The sequence below is a fragment of the Sessilibacter sp. MAH3 genome (assembly GCF_054658275.1).
The window spans coordinates 220,793-238,281 of sequence record NZ_BAAGIE010000001.1 but is presented as its reverse complement, the minus strand read 5'-3'; the positions used below and the strand labels follow the sequence as shown (position 1 = coordinate 238,281).

Annotated in this window: 14 protein-coding genes; 5 read left to right on the top strand and 9 right to left on the bottom strand. The window is 42.1% G+C overall.

The annotated features are described in order from the left end of the window. Positions 1–72: 72 nt before the first annotated feature. From phaC to ACYQ2C_RS00945, 5 genes are all read right to left on the bottom strand, one after another. Positions 73–1,902, bottom strand: a complete 1,830-nt coding sequence (gene phaC / locus ACYQ2C_RS00965; RefSeq protein WP_460099139.1) for a class I poly(R)-hydroxyalkanoic acid synthase — start codon at positions 1,900–1,902, stop codon at positions 73–75. A gap of 274 nt (positions 1,903–2,176) precedes the next feature. Then, the gene (locus ACYQ2C_RS00960; RefSeq protein ID WP_460099136.1) at positions 2,177–2,401 is read right to left on the bottom strand and encodes a hypothetical protein; all 225 of its coding nucleotides are present in this window, start codon (positions 2,399–2,401) and stop codon (positions 2,177–2,179) included. A 553-nt stretch (positions 2,402–2,954) separates the two neighbouring features. Then, positions 2,955–3,740 carry a 3-hydroxybutyrate dehydrogenase gene (locus ACYQ2C_RS00955; protein WP_460099133.1) on the bottom strand — a complete coding sequence of 262 codons (786 nt, stop codon included), beginning with the start codon at positions 3,738–3,740 and terminating at the stop codon, positions 2,955–2,957. A gap of 439 nt (positions 3,741–4,179) precedes the next feature. Further along, on the bottom strand, positions 4,180–4,947 hold the full coding sequence (locus tag ACYQ2C_RS00950) for an alpha/beta fold hydrolase (protein WP_460099131.1): 768 nt from the start codon (positions 4,945–4,947) through the stop codon (positions 4,180–4,182). Further along, positions 4,944–6,002 carry a DUF2817 domain-containing protein gene (locus ACYQ2C_RS00945; protein ID WP_460099128.1) on the bottom strand — a complete coding sequence of 353 codons (1,059 nt, stop codon included), beginning with the start codon at positions 6,000–6,002 and terminating at the stop codon, positions 4,944–4,946. Before ACYQ2C_RS00945 ends, ACYQ2C_RS00950 begins: the two co-directional genes overlap by 4 nt. 230 nt (positions 6,003–6,232) lie before the next feature. Between ACYQ2C_RS00945 and rapA the strand changes: the two genes are divergently transcribed. Then, complete coding sequence (rapA, locus tag ACYQ2C_RS00940) at positions 6,233–9,082, top strand: RNA polymerase-associated protein RapA (protein WP_460099125.1); 2,850 nt, start codon at positions 6,233–6,235, stop codon at positions 9,080–9,082. Between the two features lie 137 nt (positions 9,083–9,219). On the opposite strand, the gene ACYQ2C_RS00935 is transcribed toward rapA, so the two are convergent. From ACYQ2C_RS00935 to ACYQ2C_RS00920, 4 genes are all read right to left on the bottom strand, one after another. Then, a complete protein-coding gene (locus ACYQ2C_RS00935) occupies positions 9,220–9,546 on the bottom strand; it encodes a hypothetical protein (protein WP_460099122.1) in 327 nt (108 codons plus the stop codon). A gap of 94 nt (positions 9,547–9,640) precedes the next feature. Continuing rightward, positions 9,641–10,267: a DUF2589 domain-containing protein gene (locus ACYQ2C_RS00930; RefSeq protein WP_460048170.1), complete on the bottom strand. Its 627-nt coding sequence runs from the start codon at positions 10,265–10,267 to the stop codon at positions 9,641–9,643. Between the two features lie 215 nt (positions 10,268–10,482). Next, positions 10,483–11,070, bottom strand: a complete 588-nt coding sequence (locus ACYQ2C_RS00925) for a DUF2589 domain-containing protein (RefSeq protein ID WP_460099118.1) — start codon at positions 11,068–11,070, stop codon at positions 10,483–10,485. A gap of 470 nt (positions 11,071–11,540) precedes the next feature. Beyond that, positions 11,541–12,449 (bottom strand): MBL fold metallo-hydrolase, encoded by a 909-nt coding sequence (locus ACYQ2C_RS00920; RefSeq protein ID WP_460099115.1) that lies wholly within the window; start codon positions 12,447–12,449, stop codon positions 11,541–11,543. 245 nt (positions 12,450–12,694) lie between these two features. Here ACYQ2C_RS00920 and ACYQ2C_RS00915 point away from each other — a divergent pair, with 245 nt between their 5' ends. The 4 genes from ACYQ2C_RS00915 to ACYQ2C_RS00900 all read left to right on the top strand — a co-directional run bounded on the left by ACYQ2C_RS00915 (position 12,695) and on the right by ACYQ2C_RS00900 (position 17,452). Further along, on the top strand, positions 12,695–14,119 hold the full coding sequence (locus ACYQ2C_RS00915) for a DEAD/DEAH box helicase (protein ID WP_460099112.1): 1,425 nt from the start codon (positions 12,695–12,697) through the stop codon (positions 14,117–14,119). 274 nt (positions 14,120–14,393) lie between these two features. After that, on the top strand, positions 14,394–14,813 hold the full coding sequence (locus tag ACYQ2C_RS00910; RefSeq protein ID WP_460048175.1) for an RrF2 family transcriptional regulator: 420 nt from the start codon (positions 14,394–14,396) through the stop codon (positions 14,811–14,813). Between the two features lie 447 nt (positions 14,814–15,260). After that, a complete protein-coding gene (locus ACYQ2C_RS00905) occupies positions 15,261–16,100 on the top strand; it encodes a hypothetical protein (RefSeq protein ID WP_460099108.1) in 840 nt (279 codons plus the stop codon). A gap of 401 nt (positions 16,101–16,501) precedes the next feature. Then, complete coding sequence (locus ACYQ2C_RS00900; protein ID WP_460099105.1) at positions 16,502–17,452, top strand: GGDEF domain-containing protein; 951 nt, start codon at positions 16,502–16,504, stop codon at positions 17,450–17,452. Positions 17,453–17,489 lie beyond the last annotated feature (37 nt).

The window sequence follows — 17,489 nt, the reverse complement described above, 5'->3', positions numbered from 1 at the left end:
AGTCAATTTGTGGGTAGAGCTGCGGCGCGATAACGCTACCGCAGCATAAGTGATAATAAGCACTCAATCGGCTTATTCAGCAACCGGTTCGGCTTCAGGCTTAACAGGTGCTTCTATTTTCTCAACACGAACTTTCACATAGCTGCCGGGCGCGGCTTCAAGGGATTTGTATTGTGCGTTACCGGGTTGTTTTGGTGCATCAACCTGTTCGCCAGATAACTCTGCCAACCATTCGCGCCAATCCAACCACCAAGAGCCTTCTTTTTGTTTGGCGCTTTTTAGCCATTCATCAGAGGTTTTTGGGTTACGGGTGTTCACCCAGTGGTCGTATTTGGCATCATCCGGCGGATTCACGACACCGGCTACATGCCCAGAACCGGCCAGTACAAAACGAACCTTGGCTTTTGTGAGTACTTTGATACTCTCGTAAGCGGCTTGCCATAAAACGATGTGGTCGTTAGAGGTAGCAAGCGCGTAGGTTGGAACGTCAATCGCGCCTAAATCAACCTCTACACCATCGACGGATATGGCATTAGGTTCTTTAATGCGATTATCCAAATAAGTGTTGCGTAGGTAATACAAGAACGCTTTTGCAGGAATATTGGTAGAGTCGGAATTCCAGTACAGAATATCAAATGGCAGTGGGTCTTTGCCTTTTAAATAATTATCAACAAAGAATGACCAGAATAAATTGTTTTCACGCAATAGGCTAAAGCAGTAGGCGAGAATCCGTCCGTCAAAATATCCTTTGGTATTCGCGGATTGTTCCACCAGCGTATAGGATTGTTCGGAAATATAATTTCCGGCTTCGCCGGGTTCAGAAAAATCAAATAAGGTCGTGAGTAACGACATTGAATTTAATAATTTGCTACGCTTTTTCTTTAATACAGACGCAGCAACACCTAATACCGTACCACCAATGCAGTATCCAAGCGCATTTACAGAACTCACACCCGAGATTTCTGCGCAGACTTTTAACGCTTGAATAACGCCGTCAACAACATAGGAGTCGAAGGTTTTATCTTTATGGCGTGCATCCGCATTCACCCAAGACATAATAAATACGGTAAAACCTTGATCAACCAACCACTTCACCATCGATTTCTTTTTGTCTAAATCAAGAATGTAGTATTTGTTAATAAACGGCGAAACAATTAATAACGGCTTTTCGTGAACTTTTGCTGTGCTCGGCGAATATTGAATTAACTGAAATAAATCATTTTGGAAAACCACATCGCCAGGTGTCGTTGCCAAGTCTTTGCCAATTTCGAAGGCATCAATACCAACCTGCCCGACTTTAAAGGCTTCAAGCGGACTGTTTTCTAAATCGCGAACAAAATTATCAATACCGCGAGCCAGACATTCACCTTCGGTTTCGAGAATATCGCGACATACTTCGGGATTGGTTAACGCATAATTGGTTGGCGATAGAGAATTAATGTATTGGCGGGTAAAAAATTTAACCTGTTCGGCGGTTTTATTGTCTTCGAATTCGAGTAAATCAACCATGTTTTGCATGGTTTGCGAATTCAATAAATAGGCTTGTTTAAAGTAGCTAAACATGGGATTGGTATCCCACTGATCATCTTTAAAGCGACGATCACCACGAGGTGGCTCAACTACCGGAGCCGGTTTTTCGCTGTTCATAAATGCTTGGGCGGTGTTTTGCCACAGCTTCATTTGCGATTCTAAAAATCGCATTTGCTCTTGCATGATTTTGCTAGGATCAACCTTAACACCACGCGAAAGCACATTCATAAATTTGTCAGCATTGGTCAGTGGATTAATTTCAGCTTTACCACCGGCAAGGAATCGCATCATAACTTCATTGGCGATCTCGTTGAATAAACCTCTATACTTGTCAACGTATTGCAATATTTGTTGTTTCTCAACTTGATCCATTACGAACACTCCTGATTTGTTAGTAGCGCTATTATGTTTATGGGAAACTCTAATTAACCCAGAGCTTCTATCGATACAAGGGTGCATCGCCAATTTCAATAACAATAGGTTATGGAAATTGTGAAGAAATTGGAAATTGCATTTTCAATTTCTGTCCTCCGATTAAATCAGAATAACATTAACCAAAGGCTCCTCTAAATTAAGCGATAGGCTGCTAAGTCTTTGAGCACCTAAAAACTCGCAGCTGTTATCTGGCCAGCAAGCTGCCGAAGTTTCAGCGTTTTGTGTTACCACTGTCACTTGAGCTGGCATACTTTTCCATAAACTCTTGGGACTGTTTGACGAAATTCTGATAAAGGTCAAACATTGGGTGTGTTTCTTTTCCCCATTCTGACTTCATGGTGTTGAAAAAAAGCTGCTGAAAACGATCCACTCCGGTAAAACCTAACAACTCCCGGGCCTCTTCGGGTGTTAAATCAACTTCAATGTGTACCTTCATATGCCACCTCTTTTTGCCGACTTTCTTTAACAACTCTTTCGTAACTGCTTTTTTTAAACTACTTTTTTAAACTACTTTTTTAAACTACTCGCTTTAATTAACTGTTCTTTTTAACGACTTTTTTTAACGACTCTCTTTATCGATGCTGTTTGATGATAAATCAAACAATTTGCCGGTTGCTTTATTGAACCTATCAACCGTTTGTACTTATAAGATAAGCGTTTACTGAACCCAAAGAAACTACATCTGTACTTGGGTGATCAATGCCTTCTACCGAATCACTTGTTTCGCAAAAAAATTAGGCATATTTATTGGGTAGTAATCTTTGGATAATCCTAAATGCGGCAGATGCCATGGAGAGATTTGAGTTAAAAACAATCCGTTAAATACGACTTGTTCTGTTAAATACAAGCTGTTCCATTAAAACAAATTGCTGATAAGCAAATAAAACTGAATAAAGAAACCCCTGACTAATTCCATTACAATTTAAGCAGAAATAAATCAGAGATTTCTAAGCTGTTATATAGCGTTAAAGTGCTCGATATTAAAATGCTTATCGAGCAGTCCAAGCACCATCTAAAACAATGGCTTGCGCCGTCATATTACGTGCTACCGGTGACAACAGAAAATCAACCGCACCGCACATCTCTTCGATACTGATGAAGGATTTTTTCGGCATAGGTTGCAACATAATATTGTTTACAACCTCTTCTTCAGAAATGCCGTGCTCACGAGCCTGATCGGCGATTTGTTTTTCAACCAACGGAGTTTTAACGTAGGCAGGGCAAAGTGTGTTGATGGTAATATCGAACTCCGCCACTTCTAGGGCGATTACTTTCGAAAACCCAATTAAACCGTGCTTTGCCGCAACGTAAGCACTTTTAAATGGCGAGGCGATTAAAGCATGAATAGAGCCGACATTAACAATACGACCAGAGCCACTTGCCTTCATGCCCGGTAACACTTCGCGCGTTAGCATGGCTGGGCCGGTTAATAAAATATCAATCAGCATTTTCCAGCGATCAACCGGAAACTCTTCCAATTTTGATACGTACTGAATACCGGCGTTGTTTACCAGTACATCCACCTTACCTGCGGTAGCAACAGCGGCTTCAATGTCTTCTTGCTTGGTTACATTTAAAGCAAAGGGCATAGCAATGCCATTTTCGCTTTGAATTTCTTCAACAACTTTGCTTGCCGCATTAATATCAAGATCGGTAACCATAACTTTGTGGCCATTCGCCGCAAGATGTTTGGCAATACCAGCACCAATACCGCTACCGGCACCCGTAACAAGAGCAAGTGGTAAAGTTGAGTCTTTAAAAACTGAATCTGTCATATCTCCCCCGAGAGATTTGGCTCATGAAATATAAAATCGGTTAGCAAGTGTTAGCTTGCGATATTTATCGAGAACAGCCAGAAATGTAACGATAAGGTTTATTTATTGTTATAAAACAAGTCTCGATGACGTTGGTGCCGGTCACGCATCATCAACACTTATAGGAACCTCTGATTAACTCATCCATGATTTAATCAGAGGACAGAAATTGAAAATGCGATTTCCAATTTCTTCACAATTTCATTCACTTACAGTTCCTGAAATTGGCGACACATCCTTGTGTCGCTAGAAACTCTAAGTTAATCAGAGTTTCCTATAACTTATTCGTCTGTTTAGACAGAGTTTTGTTCAATCAAATCAACCTTAAGATTGAGCCTGTGTGTTACAACAAACTCTAACCACAAAAGACTCAAACTAGGGTTGATTGTTTGGGACGCCATTAAACGTCACTAGCTTTCGGCTGAGCTGACTCCGTATGTGATTGCACGATGGGTAATTGCATCAACAACCACTGCGGATCATCCAATGGTAAATCATGCCCTGCGGTTGGGTGAACCAGTAAATTAGCACTATAGAAGCTCGCCAAGATATGTGAACACCGACTAGAAACAAGCTGATCGTGCTCACTAGTAATAAACGTAACTCGGCATTGTTGTAAAAGTTTAGGATTTACAATCGGTGCGGTTGCCGCCATAAACAGCTGCCGCAAGACTTGTTTAATTGCTACGGGGCGACGTCTGGCTATTTCTGACCATAGATCATGTACCCGCCTCACCTTATTCTCTTGGTTACTAACCACTGACAAAATCTTAGATTCGCGAATCGATGCACGATCGGTGGTTACAAATGCAGCGAGTAATTTTAAGGCTTTAGAAAAATTCAAACGATGGTGAATGGAACATAGGCGATTGGATGAATTCACTGCCGTTACCGAGACAATACGTTGATCAACACTGGCCCACTCCAACGCAATTAATCCACCCAGCGACACACCCAAAACATGAATTTGAGTAAGATTTTGGGTTTGCTCGATCAAAAACTCGACAACCTTGCGTGTTTTAACAGGCGCATCTCGATCGCTAAATCGACCAAAGCCAGGCAGATCGATGGTTACCACCGGTTCGCCTAACAGTTTTTCTGCTTGCTTAGGCAAACCACCCCAGTGGCCAGTTTCTCGTGCAAGGCCGCGCAGCCAAACCCATGTCATAGCAATTCCTGATACCAAAGATTAATTGCCGATTGCCACAAACTGTCGCGGTTGTGCTCGTTCGGTAACCACGCCGAACTACTCGCCGCAGCATGCAGAATAAATTGCAGCAACATTTGATGATCGCGAACCGCACGGCGCAAGCGATGCGGAACCATTGGATGAAATAATCCAAGTCTAGAAAACAATTGGCTAGGACGCTTACGAACCCAGTTCCATGAGCCCAATTCTAACGTAAGCGGTAAAAATAACTGCTTGTCTTTCACACGTTTGTGCAGGTAATCCCAAATATCGCCATGGGTTAAATAATGGTTCGATTGCGGCTCAAAACGGTAGTTGTAATGGGGACAGGTTCTCTGCCACAACAACTTTAAAGCCATCACCTCGGCCAACTGGTCAAAGGGCTTACGTCGATACGCGTAAGGAAACCAAAGCCGGTCTTCAAAACCAAAACCTGAGTGAACATCCAGACTGATCACCAAGGGCCGCTTGATAGACTCTGCGTCTAGTATTCGCTCTAAGACTTGATTTTCAGTTTCAAGCTGCTCGGTTTTACCTCGAAACCAAGGCCAGCGGCGACTCCAACGTTGCCCACCCGCCAACCAATGAGCATGAAAGCCGTCAGTATCAACAACATCCAAGGGCGCGTTACGATTTAAATCAACACCGTTTCGGTTACAGCGGCTGCGTAGGTACATTCCCGAAGGGTTCACAATCGGGACAACGGTGAGACTGATATTGTCGAGTAGATGATTTGCCGACTTATCCCAAGCCAAACGTTCCGTAAACGATTGCAAAAATCCCAAAATCACCTGGCTGCCAATACGCTCAACCCCATGAACACCGCCGGTGATGATTACCGCTGGGTTTTCAGCGGCCGCATTGCCGAAATGCAGCGAATAAAGAGGCAAACTCAACTCAGCAGTGAGAGGAATTTCTGCTTCAACCTGTACTTTAAAACAACCGCTGTTACGCTTGATGATATCTTCCAGCAAAACCAGCTCAGGTAAATGCACTTCAACTTGCCGTTGGATATTTTTGGCACGATCAGGCACAAGGATTTGGGGCCTAGTTTTTGCCCACTTCGATTTAATACAGTCGTGCAACGACAAAGATACCTGATTCAACGCATCAATCTCTCAACGAACAACCTATGCTCGAAGTATAGTCAATGGGTTTGATTCAAACCTTTCCGGTGACAAACCCAGCGTAAATTTCTATCATCGCGGCTTTTTAGTCCGAAGTTAGTCGGAACGAAGTTTCATTCAGAAAATTGGAGTTGGTTTTGTCTGCACCTCAATATGCTATTGGTCAACGTTGGATTAGTAATGCCGAGAAAGAATTAGGTCTGGGAGTTGTCATTGAATTAAAAGATCGTCGCGTGACGGTCACCTACCCCGCCTGTGGCGAAATCAGAACCTATGCAGAGCGCAACGCACCGCTGACTCGTGTGAAATACGAAGTGGGCGACACTATCTACGACCTAGAAGACCAAGCTTGGCAGGTGCAATCGATCACCGATCACGGTCACATCATCTACAGCGTTAAAAACAGCGCAGGCGACGCCGATCAACTGAGCGAAGTCGAACTGAATCCGTTTGTTCACTTCAGCGGCCCACTTGAGCGCCTTTTGGCGGGCAATCTCGACAAACCTAAACACTTTCAATTGCGCCTTAACACGCTTGATCACCTGCAACGCATACAAAGCTCAGGTGCCAGCGGCTTGATTGGCGCACGGGTTGATTTTCTCGATCACCAAATGTACATCGCCAACGAAGTAGCCAATCGTTATGCGCCGCGGGTATTGCTCGCCGACGAAGTGGGTTTGGGTAAAACCATTGAAGCTGGCTTGATTATCCATCACCAATTGATCAACCAACGCGCCTCACGGGTATTGATCACACTTCCAGACAGCCTTGTTCACCAATGGCTGGTCGAAATGCTGCGACGCTTTAATCTTAAATTTATTGTCATGAGCGAAGAGCGCGCTGAAGATATTGAAGGCAGCGAAGGCATCAATCCGTTTGAATCGGCACAATTGGTGATATCACCACTGAGTATGTTCACCAAGAATGAAGAACGACTCAACCAAGCCTGCGCAGCTGGCTGGGACATTTTGTGCGTGGACGAAGCCCATCACCTGCATTGGAACGAAGCCGGTGCCAGCGATGATTACAACGCGGTTGAAGACCTAGCCTCTTGCAGCCAAAGCCTGTTGTTATTAACCGCAACCCCAGAACAATTAGGTGTTGAGAGCCACTTTGCCCGTTTACGATTACTCGATCCTGATCGTTATCACAGCCTAGAAGCCTACCGCGAAGAAGAACAACGCTATCAGCCGGTCAACCAAATCATACAAACTCTTCTAGAAAAAGGCGGCGCGCAAACTCTGGTCAACGATGCCAAACTGCAAGCAGATCTGGTCGAATTCGTCGAACCCGACATGGTGAAAGACTTGGTGGCACAAATTCAATCGCTGGATGATGAACACGAGATCGAAGCCTGTATTTTTGCCCACGTTCGAGAATTATTAGATCGCCACGGAACCGGCCGGGTTCTATTCCGTAATACTCGATCCAGCGTCAAGGGTTTTCCGAAACGTGTTTTGCACACCTACCCAATGGCACTGCCTGAAGGTTGGAATGCGGCGTCACTGTATCCAGAAACCCAACAATACGACTCGTGGTTAGAAACCGACCCCAGAATTCCTTGGTTAAAACAATTCTTGAAAGAGCGCAAGCAAGACAAAATCTTGTTAATTACCGCCAATGCTTCAACCGCATTGGATTTGGAAGCTCATTTACGATTACGCCAAGGTCTGCGCACCAGCGTCTTCCACGAAGGCATGAGTCTTTTAGAACGCGATCGCAGCGCAGCGTATTTCGCCGATTTTGAAGATGGCGCGCAATTATTAGTTTGCTCGGAAATTGGCAGTGAAGGTCGTAACTTCCAATTTGCGCACGATTTAATTCTGTTCGATTTACCCGGAAATCCTGATTTACTAGAGCAACGCATTGGCCGTTTAGACCGTATTGGTCAAACCCAAGATGTGCAATTACACCTACCCTACTTTGAAGGTAGCTCCGGTCAAGTTTTAATGCATTGGTTACACGAAGGAATTAACGCCTTCGAAAACACCTGCGCCATTGGTACCGCCATTAATGAAAAATTCGCCGAGCAAGTAAGCGCTTGTTTAAAAGCACCCGAAGATAAAGCCGCTGTAGAAACGCTGGTGAGCGCAACCGCAGCCTATGCACAAACACTGTTGAGCAATCTACAACAAGGTCGCGATCGACTCTTAGAATTAAACTCATGCAATCCCGAAAAAGCGCAAGCCGTTATCGAAAAAATTCGCGCTGCGAGTTCTGAAAACGAACTAGAAGACTACATGTCGGCCGTGTTTGATCAATTTGGCGTAGAACATCAAGACCACAGCGAACAAACACAAATTCTGCATCCTAGCGAAAGCATGCACAGCCCATTTCCAGAATTACCCGATGAAGGCATTAGCGTTTGCTTTAATCGCGAAAAAGCCTTGAGCCGTGAAGAATTGAGCTTTATTACTTGGGAACACCCCATGGTCACCGGCGCTATGGAAATGATCACCAGCGGCGAACACGGTAATGCATGTTTGTGTACCATCAAACTGCCAGCGTTACCGGCAGGCACCTGGTTATTAGAGGCGAATTTCTTAATTCACTGCCCGACACCAAAAGCCAAACAACTCAGCCAATTTTTACCGGCGTCGTCTATTCGAATTTTAAGCGATCAATCGGGAAAAGATTTGAGCGGTGTTATTTCTAGCCAACAACTAACACAACTCACCAAAACACTGCCACTAAAACAAGCTCAAAATGTTATTCAACATTTACGTGACGAAATTAAATCTCGCACCAACGCAAGTCAAAAAGCAGTAGAAAAAGCCGCAGCAAGTAAAATTAAAGAAGCAAAAGACCGATTAACTGCACAGCAAAACTACGAAATTGATCGCCTAAAAGCTCTTGCGCAAGTTAACCCGAACATTCGCCAAGAAGAAATCGATTTTCTAGAAGCCGAAAAAGCCGAACTCTTAGGCTATTTAGACCAAGCCCAAGTGCGTTTAGATGCGATTCGAATTTTGGTATTAACGGAATAACTTTAAGAACCTCTGATTAACTCGTCCATGATTTAATCAGAGTTTTCTTTGTAGCAGAGTTTTCTTTGTAACAAAGTTAATTTAGAAATGGCTTTAGGAGTTTTAGAGCAATAGATTTTTTATTGAATTTAAAGCTCCTAAAGTTTCATTTTATCTTTTACAAAATCCGGTATGCCCGCTGCTGTATTGGATTTGGGCCGATAATGATCGAGCCAACTGGGTTTTCGTTTAAAACCAATGTGATACACCGAGTGTTGAATCACCAATTGTTGATCGCTAGTTTGCACCACAATTAAACCTTTCTCCGAACCAACCAATTGACCACGTCCTTCACCAAGGCAGCGGTTGATGAAATCCATTTGTGCGTTAATTTCTTCTTGCGAAGGAATACGATCGGCGGTTGTTGGTCCAACAACGGCGCGTTGAATGTAGGTAATTTCTCCAAGGCTGAGTTTTTCGGGCATGTCGAGACCTGTAGTTCAACAATGTGATAGCAGTATTGGCACTCAACTTTATAAACATTATCGAGTGCCATTAATTGCCTAAAAACCGTAAAATTTATTCGTTTTTTACGGCTTCTGCCTCACCACTCTCTGGATTGTACGTTTTTGCCGAGGTAATTTCTCGTGGCTCACACGCCGTAATTAAATGATCGAGAATTCTCATCAAACCTTCTGGCGCATCCATTTGTTTTGCGTGAACATGAACGTCGTATTTTGCGCTGTTATCGGATTTGCGCGTATTTTCTTTGTGAGAACTCACCGAACCGGTAATACTTACCGAAAATGGCCCCCAACCGGCTTTGGCCTTTAACGAGCCTTTTGTGTCTGTCTGCTGTTTTTCTTCAAAACTGTTTTTAACTTCCATATTAAATTTAATATCTACTTCATCAACCAAAAGCGCAGGAATTGGCACAATTGCCAGTACAGGTGCCTGAATAGAAATGACTTCTTCAATAATTTCCCCGGTAGGCAAGGTTGTGGGACGAGAAGCTTTAAAGTCGACGGTTCGCGTCATTAAATCGCCGGGCTGACCGTCTGTTCCACCCTGCTCGATTAAACCAACTTCATTAATAAAATTCGTTTCTGCTTTGGCTAATTGCACCTGAGCATCACAGGCAGCCTGAAGCGGGCCACCGATTAATGCTTTCATGGGTAAGCCTTTAAACTGGTTTGCAATTGACATACTAAAATCCCTCATGTGTTTACGTTGCTGTAGGAAACCCTGATGAATTTAGAGTTTCTAGCGACACAAGGCTGCGCCGCCAATTTCAAGAGTTGCAAATAATTAAATTTGTAAGAAATTGGAAATCGCACACTCAATTTCTAGACTCTAATTAAATAACGAATGAATTAATTAGAGGTTTTTTGTAGTTATTTTTTAAAAAACAAGCTCAAACTTTATGTTTCCACACCTTTTACGAGACTCTGTTCTATTCTCGCCAAAACCTCTGGAGGATTTGTTCCTTCGAATTTAATTTTTAACTTTGCAGTTTGTTTGTTTTTACGACTGAAAAAAGAACCCTTACCACTGATTCGCAAGGCACGAATTTGATCATCCACCATCGCACGTTTTGAAGGTCGTCTCTGTAATCGATTTTTAATAATATTTTTATCCCACTGTTCATCCGTCATCGAAGGCTCTTTTATCTCGTTATCTTGCCAGTCGATGGCTTCGGTATCTAAATCACCCAACGGTACTTCTAGCTGCATTTCTAATTCTTTAATAACGATAGAATTTTGCGGCACCAAGGTAATTTTAGGAACTTCGACAGTAACGTATTGCGGAATGCTTTCACCGGCTGCATTGGTTTCACCGGCATTAGGATGAGGATTTGGTAATTTAAGAGGAATGGTAACGGGCGTGCCGTCGTCTTTAAAATATTCAGCAATTTGGCGTGCGTGTTGATTTTCGGCAATTTCTTGCGCTTCAACAATTGCAAACTGTAGAGCTTTGAGCAGCTCATTGATGCTAAATCCGTTTGCCATTTTACCACCTTGGATTTTTATTTTTCAAAGCAGCATAAGTAAGACTTTTGAATTTATCAACCTAAACTGAGTGGTTTTTTGACAATAGCTCGAATTCTTAAACATTAAACGCTATTTTTTAGCAATCAAAATAAAGAGCTTTATTTTATATAGCTTTTAATTTTTAGCATCATTACCTATGCGAGTAACAATCTGCTTTTTAAAAACCAATCTATAGGAAACTCTGATTAACCTAGAGTTTCTCGCGACACAAGGATGTGTCACCGATTTCCAGAACTGTAAGTGATTGAAATTGTGAAGAAATTGGAAATCACATTTTCAATTTCTTCCCTATGATTAAATCATGGATGAGTTAATCATAGGTTCCTATAAAAAACCATTACTCATAAAAAAAGCCTCTAGTATTTAGAGGCTTTCTTATCAAGAAAAATCAAATTATAGGAAGCTCTAACTAATCAGAGCTGTTGCAATTAATCTAGCGAACTGTACACAATGGTTACCCAAACTTCAGGCTTCATACCACCTTCACCCCAAGTTTTATCAAGTTCAGCCAACGGTAATTTAGCTTTTACTTCATCCATAGATAAACCTTGGTTTTTTAGCTCTGCAACTATTGCTAGAGATTTCTCAAGCATATCGCGATAGGCAATCATGGCTTTTTTATTGCCCTGAGGTCCATGGCCAGCAATTACTTTTGTGCTGTCATTTATTTTTGCAGTAATTTTATCGATGGCAGCAATGGTGCCCTGAACTGATCCGCCATTGCCTATGTCAATAAATGGATAACGACCGTTAAAGAAAATATCGCCGGTGTGTACAACATTTTGTTCCTCAAAAAATACAACACCGTCGCCATCGGTATGTGCATTTGGATAATGTTCTAAGGTTACCGTTTCACCATTAACATGAAAGGATATTTTATCGTTGAAGGTAATGCTCGGTAGACCAGCCTTTTCTAAAGGTTCAAATTTGCTGTTAAACGCTTTAATTTCACCACCGGAAGCGAGAATTTTACGAACGTTATCGTGAGCGACAATGGTGGTTCCCGCTTTGCCAAAATTCACATTACCACCGGTATGGTCGCCGTGATAATGGGTATTGAGTAAATACTCAATCGGCGTTTTGGTAATGGACGCAACTTCTTGGGTAATAACTTCCGATAAAGGTGCAAATTTATCATCAATTAAAATGGTAGTTTCATCGCCAATAAATAAACCCACATTACCACCGCGACCGGTAATCATGTATATTGAGTCGGTGACTTTTTCGCTCTCTACCTTGGGTGCATCATCTTGTGCACAAACCCAAGTTGCATTGGTCGTTAACAACAATGAAGCCAAGGTAAGCAGTGGCTTTTTTGCGTTTTGGTTAAAGTGCATTCATTTCTCCTAATGTAATTACGTCTTATTTTTAAGCACTTGTTGCAAGAGTGTTTATACCCACTCCGATTGTGGTTGTCCTAACGTCTCTGCAGAAAAACCTCAGTCAAACTGCGCTCGTTGGCTATTCTTGTGAGATAATCACACATTTACGTGAGTTAAGACGTTTATTGAACCACAATTCTACAACGCTACTCGCAAAGGCTTGATTCATCAGCCAATTATTGATTTCCAGCGGACCGACTATGCAAGACGATGTAGAAAATTTGAACACTACTCCTGAAGATTTTTCCGGTTTTAATCTCGATGAGAGGCTAACCCAAGCACTTGAGCAGTTATCTCTCTCACAACCTACCGAGATTCAAGGCGAAGCAATACCTGAAGTTCTATCAGGAAAAGACGTAATTGCCTCGGCACAGACCGGCTCCGGAAAAACTCTGGCGTTTTTGTTACCAGTGATGCACTTAATGCTCAAAAATCCATCACCAACAACAGGTTGCAGAGCGTTAATTTTGGCTCCAACCCGCGAGCTTGCCGATCAGATTGGTCAACAAATTAAAGCATTTAGCAATCACGCACACCTTAAATATGTGTTGTTGACTGGGGGCGCAGATTTTAAATACCAGGCGTCTAAACTGCGAAAAAATCCCGAGTTTATTGTCGCCACGCCGGGACGACTTACTGACCACTTGCGTCGAAACTCAACAGATTTAAAAGACTTAGAATTTTTGGTCTTAGACGAAGCCGACAGAATGTTGGAATTGGGCTTTAAAGACGATTTAACCGCTATCGCAGAACAAGCGAATCCAAAGCGTCAAAGCTTGTTATTTTCGGCAACGATGAGAAACCCGCAGGTTTTAGCAATAGCAAAATCCCTGCTAAATGATCCGATAAGAGTAGGTACCGAGACCGCTGCCGAACACAATACCAATATTTTCCATAAATATGTTTTGTGTGACGACGATAAGTTTAAGCAAAAGTTACTGAAACTCATTTTACAAGATCACGAATCATCTCAAGTTATTATTTTTGCCAACACCAAAGCAAAAACCAATCAGCTACGCGGTATTTTAGAATATTTTGGATTGAAAGCCGGTTGTTTACACGGCGACATGACTCAAGATCAACGCCAACAAATTCTTAAAGCGTTCCGTTTTCGCAAATTTCAGTTCTTGGTTGCAACCGATGTTGCCGCCCGAGGTTTAGACATTCCAGAAATCCAGTTGGTTGTTCACTACGAAATGGCACGCAAGCCAGAAGATTATATTCATCGCTCTGGCCGAACTGCTCGTGCAGGCAGAAGTGGTAGCTCTATTGCGTTTATTTGCGCCGACGATTGGAACAATAAAGCTCGCTGCGAAGGTGCCTTGGGTGCGCGCATGGAACAAATTACCGTTCCGGGATTAACTGCTAAATATAAAGGTCCAGATAAGGTTAAGTCTTCCGGCAAAATTGCCGGTAAAAAGAAATCTAAAGAAGATACCAACAAAAAAGACGATAAACCCAAAGTTAAAGTGCGCACGCGCGATCAATTAAATAAAGGTCGTCCGAAACGCTTTGGTAAGGCACCTAAAAATAACCAAGATAAAAATGAGATTGTGTCAACTGGGAAAAAAACCACTGCTACACCCATTGATGATGGTTTCGCACCCTTTAAAAAACCCAAATAATTAGTATATAGCACTAAATCAGTTCGGTTTCGTACCAATATAGAGCAGGCAAGATATTAAAATACTTGGCTGCTCTATTTTTTTGAGTGGCATTTTAAGAATCATTAAATTTTAATTCTGTGGATTAAATTCACAAAATCTGGCAATTTAACCGCCACAAAATGAAATAATTGCTTACGCAGTCACGCCGATACTAATAATACGCTTAACAAACTACCTAAAAGTCGTTAAAGTCCGAGCGTCGCAAGCAAAATTGTTCTGAGAACCGATTTTTATGCAACTAACAAAACATACAGACTTTGCCTTTAGAACACTTATCTATTTAGCCAGTCATCGAGATTCCCTAGCTACTATTCAAATTATTGCAGAGACTTTTGATCTTTCAAAAAGTCATTTAATGAAGGTTGTTAACAAACTGGTTAACATCGGCTGGGTAGAATCTATTCGCGGAAAAAAAGGCGGTATTCGCCTAGCGGTAGAACCACACGAAATTGGTGTCGCTGATGTTATTGTGAAAATGGAACAAACCCTAGCGCCAATTAATTGCGAAAGCCCTATGTGTATTCTTAATGGCAATTGCGCGCTGAAAGGCCACCTATGGCAGGCACAGCAAGAGTACATGAAATATCTTAAAAAGCTTACTCTTGCCGATGTATTACACGATACCAATTTACAAGTGTTAAAGTTTGCTTAAATCTTTAATGAACAATTTAATTGTGTTTATCTTCTGTAAAAAGAGCTTTTAATAGCTCTTTTTTTATATCTAATTTTTTCGTTTTACAAAAACTCCGATACATTTTGAGCATTACCCCTGCTGCACCTTCACACAAAGCAGAACATTTACTGAGCAAAAATTCATCTCATCAAATCCTTACGACCCATCGATTCTGTACTTACACCTCACCTGTTTGGAATTACCGCAATCGGTGATATAACGTCTCTGTAATTAACTGTAATTTACAGACGGCACATATAACGTTAGTAATATGTACAAGAGTTCGTAACCTAGATGGCGTTTATTTACGAACTGTCTTAGCTGCTGACGCACCTACAGAGAAAATTTGATGCGATGAAAAATGTTTCGCACTCAACCGGATTTTAAGATACCTACAAAAATACCTTTAAAAAGGATCTTTAAACAATGAACAGCACTACCCCACCGTACGACAAAAATTTATTAAAAGAAGCCTTAATTGATAGTGCAAAACTAACACGCTACGCAGTAGATTCTGCTGGCCAACCCGACAAAAATCACCCAGTCATGACAACCGAAGACGAGGTGGTTATTTTTGACAAAGGCACCGGCACTTGGTCGTTTGATGTTAACGGTAAAATTACCGTAAATCCCACAGCAACTTCTACGCCTTACATTGAGGTTGATGCCCAATGGTTAGATACACAGGCTGCATTGGAGACTGGCGTTCGTGTTATACATGGCGGTTCTGCAAATTCATTTGGTGGACTCGGTGCGCTATTGGTACCCGATGCTTTCTGTATACCAACCGTAATTGCCGATCAAGATAACGTAAAACATTATGGTTTAACGTTAATTCCAGCGGAACAAACCTTTACGGTAAAATCCGATAACTACGAAATTGTGATGATGGAGTACGACTACACCAAAGACTACAAAAAAGATTTTTTAATGCAGAAATACGGCGGCGGCGGTATTTTTGTCGAAACTCATGACTTTCCGCATATCCATATTCCCACCACCGCAGACTGCGGCGGATACATTGTCATTGGTAAACAACTTTCAGCGACCAAATTTCACTTTACCGCCTTTCAAATTCCATTTGGCTACGCACTCTATACGCCGTCTTATACCATTCATGGTGACGGCACACTCGTTGGTGTATACGCGCTTACGGTTGGCGATTCTGCATTTGTATCAGCGAATACAGTACTGATGTATAACGAAAACACGTTAACAATGGCGATGGATGTCGTACCCGATTGGCCGCCTCAAGATTGTCGGTAATTGTTTGCAGGAATCTCTGATAAATACATCCTTTATTTAATTAGAGAGCCGTAATTAAAATGTAACTTCTAATTCTCTGATAATTTCAATCGCTTACGGTTCACGAAATTAGCGACACGACTTTGTGTCGCTGAAAACTTTATGAATTTTTAATTCATTCATTCGCGAAATAATCGGAAAATATTTAAATACGTTATTTTTGATATTAGTGACATTATGCTTAAACTTCACAACGTAAATTTCGCAATCAATAACCTGGCATTTCATGTTGAATAAAATAGTCGCTAAAAATAATAATTTTCGGTTTGAACAGCTCGGCTAAATTTCAATAAAACCTTGTCAGAAAATATCTAGCGTGGTTAATATGAGAACTATTGATTTTTGTAATTTTCGGCGGTGGTATGTCAATCAATAAACCTCTTCAAGACGACTTCTACAAAACATTACTGGAATCAACCAAAGCTATTCCTTGGCGAATTGACTGGGAGAGTGGTTTATTTGAATACATAGGCCCGCAAATTCAAGAACTGCTAGGCTGGGCACCAGAAACTTGGAAGAGCGTTCATGAATGGAGAGATCGAATTCATCAAGATGACCGCGAAAAAACCTTCAGTTATTGCCTGCGTCAGTCTGAGGCAGGTGTCGACCACGAAGCCGATTATCGAGCTCTAGCCGCAGATGGCAGCTACGTGTGGATTCGAGACGTCGTACACGTTATTCGCGAAAACGGTAAAACCAAGGCTCTTGTGGGTTTTATGTTCGACATTTCTGAACGCAAGAAAATGGAAACGATGGTTCACCAACTCAACCATCAACTTGAACAACTTTCTTACACCGATCCGTTGACCAATATCGCCAACCGACGACGTTACGACGAAACCATCCGTGCTGAATGGTCACGTGGTATTCGCCATGAATCGCCCATATCGCTAGTAATTCTTGATGTTGATCACTTCAAAAGCTACAACGACCACTACGGCCACGTCATGGGCGACGAATGCCTACAACGCATTGCTCGCGCCCTTACCCGTGTTACCGGAAGATCATCAGACTTATTAGCACGTTTTGGTGGCGAAGAATTTGTGTTAATGCTTCCCGATACCGACCTATCTTCTGCCGCGTTAATCGCTCAACGTTGCATCGATGAAATCAAAAAACTGAAAATTCCCCACATTAAATCCACCGTGAGCAGCAAGCACGTTAGCATCAGCGCCGGAGTTGCCAGCTGTATTCCAAAAACAGACGGCGATCCCAACAAACTGCTCGATTCCGCCGACAAAATGCTCTACCAGGCAAAACAAACTGGTCGAAATAAAATTTCTTATTCAGAAATAAAAGAAATAGCGGTTTAAATACCTGAGAGTTCGTAACGATATTTTTAATAAAAAA